General features: G+C 41.9%; 6 protein-coding genes, 1 tRNA gene and 1 pseudogene. 1 reads left to right on the top strand and 7 read right to left on the bottom strand.

The window, feature by feature from the left end; genetic code table 11:
• Positions 1–312: pseudogene (locus CI957_RS06915) on the bottom strand (IS1634 family transposase); the annotation flags it as partial.
• A 48-nt stretch (positions 313–360) separates the two neighbouring features.
• Entirely contained in the window at positions 361–1,455 is a 1,095-nt protein-coding gene (locus CI957_RS06910) for a hypothetical protein (protein ID WP_096712929.1), read from the bottom strand.
• A gap of 616 nt (positions 1,456–2,071) precedes the next feature.
• Here CI957_RS06910 and CI957_RS06905 point away from each other — a divergent pair.
• The gene (locus CI957_RS06905; RefSeq protein WP_096712930.1) at positions 2,072–2,473 is read left to right on the top strand and encodes a hypothetical protein; all 402 of its coding nucleotides are present in this window, start codon (positions 2,072–2,074) and stop codon (positions 2,471–2,473) included.
• A 20-nt stretch (positions 2,474–2,493) separates the two neighbouring features.
• Here CI957_RS06905 and CI957_RS06900 read toward each other — a convergent pair.
• The 5 genes from CI957_RS06900 to CI957_RS06880 all read right to left on the bottom strand — a co-directional run bounded on the left by CI957_RS06900 (position 2,494) and on the right by CI957_RS06880 (position 6,918).
• Positions 2,494–2,565, bottom strand: a tRNA-Arg gene (locus CI957_RS06900).
• 116 nt (positions 2,566–2,681) lie between these two features.
• Positions 2,682–2,882 (bottom strand): helix-turn-helix domain-containing protein, encoded by a 201-nt coding sequence (locus CI957_RS06895; protein WP_096712931.1) that lies wholly within the window; start codon positions 2,880–2,882, stop codon positions 2,682–2,684.
• Between the two features lie 115 nt (positions 2,883–2,997).
• Positions 2,998–3,309, bottom strand: a complete 312-nt coding sequence (gene rpsJ, locus CI957_RS06890; RefSeq protein ID WP_096712932.1) for a 30S ribosomal protein S10 — start codon at positions 3,307–3,309, stop codon at positions 2,998–3,000.
• A 35-nt stretch (positions 3,310–3,344) separates the two neighbouring features.
• Positions 3,345–4,613, bottom strand: coding sequence for a translation elongation factor EF-1 subunit alpha (gene tuf, locus CI957_RS06885; RefSeq protein WP_096712933.1), 1,269 nt, complete (start codon positions 4,611–4,613; stop codon positions 3,345–3,347).
• A 112-nt stretch (positions 4,614–4,725) separates the two neighbouring features.
• A complete protein-coding gene (locus tag CI957_RS06880) occupies positions 4,726–6,918 on the bottom strand; it encodes an elongation factor EF-2 (protein WP_096712934.1) in 2,193 nt (730 codons plus the stop codon).
• Between the last annotated feature and the right edge of the window lie 18 nt (positions 6,919–6,936).

Raw genomic sequence — 6,936 nt, 5'->3', positions numbered from 1 at the left:
ACGATTATTTCCCAGGGTTTCAAGAACCCTGTACAGAGTTCTTTCACTGAATTCAGGAAGAGTAAAAATATCAAGGACTTCCTCCCGATTAATCCATTCGTGAGCTTTACTTATGCTGAAATTATCCGTCAGTTTGTAACTTACAAGGGCTTTGAGCAGGTTGTTGATGTCAATCCCATTCTTTTTGTGTTTACCAAAAACTGAAGGAAGATCTAGAATTTCGTAAAGTTGGTTTACAGCCAGGACGGTTCCGATAGGAAAGCATATATTCTTGTTAGGAATAATCTCATACGTTCTTAGTTTTGATTGCATTTTTACCGAATACAGCAAAGCTAAGAACACTATTATTACTTTTGACTGTCAAAGTCGGGTTCCATATGCAGAGATGATGCCTACAACCTTGTTGCGACCATAGTATGTGTAGTATACTGGTCCACCACTGTCTCCCTGTTGACATTCATTATCCATAACTTTAACTTTGTCCATGTAATGTCCAAGAATAGTTACTCCAGTTAAAACTGCCTCATAGTCACCAAGTTCTACACCGCTCACACAACCTGATCTTTGCAAGTACATGGATGTTATACCACCTGAGTAATATCCATCTACATCAATAGTGTAGCCTCCTCCTACGTGAATCTTTCCAACCACATTATCGTAAGGAACGAATGCAACATCGGAGTCACTTCCAATAAGGGAAGAAGTTCCTGACTCGTTACCAACTCCTGGAAGAGGCTGGTATGTCTGTATTCCTGAAGACCAGAAACTAACATGTCCAGCGGTGACGTATCCTTTCTGGTTGTCAGAGTCTCTTTCTGCAGCAAATCCAACGGTTCCAACCTGTCCAATAGTTCCATTGGTTGTTGTCATTGCAATACCTCCTATAATAGGGCGGTATTTTAAAGAATATGAAGGCAAAGCTGGCCAGTCGCCAGTGGCAGGTTTTATTTGTTCATCAAGTGTAAAAATGATTGGTACATCTTTTATGCCTACTTTTCCTGCATTGTTTCGAATGATTTTTGTTATTCCCGCAATGTCTTCTTCTTTTATGTTAGGATAATCCTTGTAAAGCATTACAGTAACATATCCATCAGCATCTGTACCATAGGCAATCAGTGGACCGTTTGGATAGAAATAATCAGAGAGTTCTTTATTTTTGTTTATGTTGGTTCTAATCTGATCTAGATTGTTTACCCATTCATACACTTCTGGACCAGTTTTCAATTCAGGAATTTTTCCATAAGCTCTGAATCTATGATCAACATTTTCGGTTGCTTCTAAATCTACAGCTTTTATTGCTGGTATATCATGAAGAAGAGCATTTAATTCTGGATGTTTTCCATTTTCTGAGATGTCGTCTGGGGCACTGGATGCTCCTGCAAGTGGAACAAGCAGCATGCTCGCAACTACCATCATCAATAGTAGTTTTTTCAGTTCAATTTTTTGTACTAACATTTTGTTTCCTTTGTTTCTTTACTCCAAAAACCTTGTCAAGTAAAGCTTAAATATTTACAAAGCTTGTCAAAAAGGCCTTTGGGCACATGGAGTTCAGTTGATATTTCGAAGTTGATCTGAACTCCATCTTTCAAAGGAAATGAGGTTATAATATATATCATTTTGTAAAAATTTCTCGATATAATTATTATTTTATATTTAAATAACTTCTATTTTAGTTTTTATGATTATATTCTAGATTTTGTGAATGCGTGTTTTTAGTATGTTCTTTTTGTGAATTAAACAATGGCACTTTTGCTCTAGACTAAAGTTCAACTAGTATAAACATGGCACTCCAAAGCGAGTAATACCTTTGTATCGACGAATCATTAAATTATTATTGTGAACTAATTTTGGTTTTTAGTAACTATTATTTATATTAGATAATTGTAAATAAGATATACTCAGCATTTATAATATGAACAACTAAAGTAAAAAGGCGGATTTGTCACCCAGAAGCCAAATAGGGTTTCAAACAGTAAGATTTATGTGCTTTTCCCTGATTGAGTTAAGAAATACTTATACTGCATAAAATACAAACCTCACATAAAGAAAAAAAAGAGAACGAGGTAACAATATGGAAGAAATTGACCTTTATCTGAATAAAATCAATGATTGCACAATAACACCTTCTGATATAGACCTGATTATTAAAATGCTCAATGAGGATACCAAGAAGGGAAGAATCAAAGCCACAAAGGAAGATATTCAATGGTTTGAAATATACAAGTTTGGTCTGGAAGAACTCGAACTTGAAAAAAGTGGCGAATCTAAGATGCAGGTGGGGGACTGGAGAAATAACCTCAATTACAGCAAAGCCAGGTTCTTTGTGGATGAAATGGATGAATTGGGCCTGATTGAAAACGTCTCATGGCATACTCAGGGAGTAGTCATATTTGACATCAAAAATACAGATGTATACAGGATTCATCTCTTTAAGAAAATAAAGAATGCCCTATGTGAACTGTACGGCCTGTAAAAACAGGCATCTCTTTTTTAAGGACCTGCCGGGAATCGAACCCGGGTTCTAAGCTCCGGAGGCTAAAGTGATATCCTCTACACTACAGGCCCACCAAATTTGCTTTTATTGAATAGCGATGGATATATAGTTTATCCTGACAAAGAAGTGAGATTTCTGGTCGGACAGTACAAGTACAAATGGCCTTCACTTATGCTTGGGAAAGCAATCATTCCTCAGACACAGAGTAATAACACCTTTTAGGGGAACATACAAGTCCTTTTTTCTTAAGTTTGGTTATTGTCTTGCTGACCACTTTCTTATCAATATCTGTAGCTTCGGCAACTTCACCGGATCGCATAGGTTTTCCGCTTTCTTTTAATGCACTATAGACCTTACCTTCGGTTTCATCCTCTATTTCTTCTGACATATAGATCACTCAGGATAAGAAGTAAATTTAATAAATATAATTAACGGTGTGAAAATGTGCAGGAATAGAGAATTAGCAATTAATTAAAAACAAAAGAAAGAGAGGGAAATTTCCCTCAATTCTGAAGAACGATTTCAATATTGATGTCCTTAGGCACCTGAATGCGCATTAGCTGTCTGAGAGCACGCTCATCTGCAGCTATGTCGATCAGGCGTTTGTGCACACGCATTTCCCAGTGATCCCAGGAAGCGGTTCCGTCACCACTTGGGCTTTTGCGTGCTGGTACCACCATTTTTTTGGTGGGCAGCGGGACAGGCCCGGCTATACTTACACCTGTGCGTTCAGCGATGGATTTTACCTGATCGCAGACACCGTCCAGGTTTACCGGATCTATTCCCGACAGTCTTATTCTTGCTTTCTGTGCCATTATTCATTCCCCCTAAAAAGGGTAAAATTGAGTGTTTACTTTTTCTCTTTAACACTCATGCACATACCGGCAGCGATGGTCATACCCATATCACGGATAGCGAACCTTCCGAGCTGTGGGATTTCCTTGACAGGTTCAATGACCATTGGCCTTGTTGGCTTGACTGTTATGATTGCTGCGTCACCAGCCTTAATGAAGGTTGGATTTTCTTCTTTGACCTGACCGGATTTTGGATCCAGTTTCTTGTCAATGGACATCAGTGTACAGGCAGTCTGGGTCGTGTGGCAGTGGAATACAGGTGTGTAACCGATTGTGATTGCGGATGGATGTTGCAGAACAACAACCTGACCTGTGAATTCATCAGCGACTGTTGGTGGATTCTTGGATTCACCACAGACATCCCCACGCCTGACATCGGCTTTACCGACACCCCTGACGTTCCATCCGATATTGTCACCGGGTCTGGCTTCGTTTGCTTCTTCGTGGTGCATCTCAATAGACTTTACTTCACCGCTTGCTCCACTTGGCATGAATGTGACCATCTGGCCTTTCTTCATTACACCGGTTTCTACACGACCTACAGGTACTGTACCGATACCGGAAATTGTGTATGCATCCTGTACAGGTACACGGAGAGGCAGATCGTCTGGAGCTTCTGGAAGTTTCAGACTGTTCAGGCACTCGAGGATAGTTGGACCATTGTACCATGGAGTATTGGAACTGTTCTTAGATACATTGTCACCTTCAAAGGCAGAGGTTGGAATGAATGGGACATCTGCAGCCTTGAAACCAACCATACCCAGAAGTTCGGATACGTCCTTTTTGACCTGGTTGTACTTGTCCTCACTGTAGTCAGTTGCATCCATCTTATTGACAGCGATAATGAGCTGGTTGATACCGAGGGTCCTGGAAAGGAAAACGTGTTCCTTTGTCTGTGCCATTACACCGTCTGTTGCTGCTACCACAAGGACTGCGGCATCTGCCTGGGATGCACCGGTGATCATGTTCTTAACGAAGTCACGGTGACCTGGACAATCCACGATTGTAAAGTAGTACTTGTCGGTGTCAAACCTCTTGTGGGCGATATCAATAGTGATACCCCTCTCACGTTCTTCTTTGAGAGAGTCCATTACCCATGCGAAGGCAAAGGATTCTTTTCCTTTCTCTTTTGCTTCTTCCCTGAATTTGTCGATAACGTGCTGTGGGATAGCACCGGTTTCGTACATGAGCCTACCGACAAGGGTGGACTTTCCGTGGTCGATGTGACCGATAACTGCTAAGTTCATATGTGGTTTGTCTGCCATATATCGATTCTCCTTCTAATTTGATGTTATTATAGGGTTTTTTGTCTGTAATAGTCGTTAATAGGTTTAAATCTTTCTAACGACATTAGAAAGTAAGAAGGGGATTCCCTCCTCACATACTAAGGAAATCTTCAGGCTGCGGGACGCCTGCCTTGAGACCTTTCCTTTCTCTTATCTCATTAACTATCTCTGTAACCATATTGGCAGGCAGAGACTCAAATCCTGCAAATTCAGTACTCCACATGGCACGTCCTTCGGTTGCAGAACGTATGTCACCTGCAAATCCAAAAAGTTCTGATACCGGAGCCTTGGATTCGATCACTGTAGTGTCACCTTCAGATGTCATGTTCAATATGATTCCGCGACGACCCTGTATTTCTTTGGTTGCGCCGCCCATCTGTTCCTGTGGCACCTGGATAAATACTTTCTGGTACGGTTCGAAGAGAACATCTCCTGCCAGAAGCATTGCCGCCTGGATAGCCTGTCTTGATGCAGGAATTACCTGTGCAGGACCACGGTGGACAGCATCTTCGTGGAGCTTGGCATCCATGAGTTTGACTTTTACACCCATGCATGGTTCCCTGGCAAGAGGACCTTCTTTCATAACCTCTGTGAAACCTTCAAGAATTAATTCCATTGTTTCGTTCAGGTACTGAATACCCTTGGTCATGTCAAGGAAGATATTGCTTTCATAAATATCTACAAGGCCTTTGGCCTCTTCCTTGCTCATACCGGCATTCATAAGCAGTTCCCTTCTTTCAAGTTCAGGCATCCTCATGTTGATTTCGCCGTCCTTGATAAGCTTGATGATTTCAGGGTCAAGTGGCTCAATCTCGATATAGAACCTGTTATGCCTGTTAGGGGACTTTCCTTCAACAGGACCTGCATGAGATTTTACAGATTCACGGTAAACAACGATTGGAGGGGTGGTAGTGATTTCTACACCCTTATCACGTTCAATCCTGTGACCTATGACTTCAAGGTGTAACTCACCCATTCCTGCAAGAAGATGCTCACCGGTTTCTTCGTCAAGTTTTATTTGAAGAGTTGGATCCTCTTTAGCTACCTGACGCAAGACCTCTACCAATTTTGGAAGATCCTTCATATGTTTGGCTTCAACAGCCACTGTTACTACAGGTTCACTTGCATGCTGAATGCTTTCAAATGGCACCATATCTTCCAGGGTGGTGACAGTAGAACCTACAATAGCATCCTTGAGACCCGTCACAGCGGCAATATTGCCTGCAGGAATCTTTTCCACTTCCAGCCTTTCAGGACCCATAAACACACCGACCTGCTGAATCCTGTTTTTGGCGGTTGTTCCTGAAACGTTAACCTCCATACCTCTGGTTAAAGAGCCACTGAAGAGTCTTCCTGTAGCAACTTCACCTGCATGCGGGTCCATTGCAATATCGGTAACCATGAAAGCAAGATCTCCATTTGCATCGGCGTCTTTCATAGCCTTGCCTATTTCAGAGGTTTTATCGCCATGCCAGATGGCACCGACACGCCCTTCCTGTGCCTCGATCGGACTTGGAAGGTGCCTGATTACCATATCGTTGACTGCTTCATGGAGAGGACATTTTTCAGCAAGTGTCTTCATATCTTCATTGCGGCAGTATTCATAAACGTCATTGAAACTTACACCGGTCTTCTGCATCATTGGAACACTGATTGCCCAGTTATAAAGAGCTGAACCGAATGCAACAGTACCGCCTGCAGCATCGATTTTCCAGCCGGCCTTATAACGTTCCTCATTCATACCTTTGATGAGTTTGTTAACAAGATCAATAAGCTTCCCGAGACGCATCTGCATTTCCTGTCCGCCTTCCTGAAGTTCATTGATCAGACGATCAACTTTGTTAATGAAAAGTACAGGTCTTACGTGTTCCTTAAGTGCCTGTCTCAGAACAGTCTCAGTCTGTGGCATTGTGCCTTCAACAGCATCTATTACAACAACAGCACCATCCACTGCACGCATGGCACGTGTAACATCGCCACCGAAGTCAACGTGACCGGGGGTGTCTATGAGGTTAATGAGGTATTCATTGTTATCATATTCGTGCACCATTGAAACGTTAGCTGAATCAATGGTAATACCTCTTTCCTGTTCTTCCTCATCAGAGTCCATGAAAAGTTGCCTTCCGGCAAGGTCCTGAGAAATCATCCCTGCACCTGCCAGAAGATTATCTGATAAAGTGGTTTTACCATGATCGATGTGTGCTACAATACCGATATTTCGGATCATATCGGGATTACTCATAAGCGCTTTTACACGCTCTACCATTTTTTTCCTTCGTCCCATAACTACAACCTACGCAGT

The sequence above is a fragment of the Methanohalophilus sp. WG1-DM genome (genome assembly GCF_004104135.1).
Classification (GTDB): domain Archaea; phylum Halobacteriota; class Methanosarcinia; order Methanosarcinales; family Methanosarcinaceae; genus Methanohalophilus; species Methanohalophilus euhalobius.
Note: the sequence above shows the minus strand (reverse complement) of the source record. Positions and strands in the feature narration are given on the sequence as shown.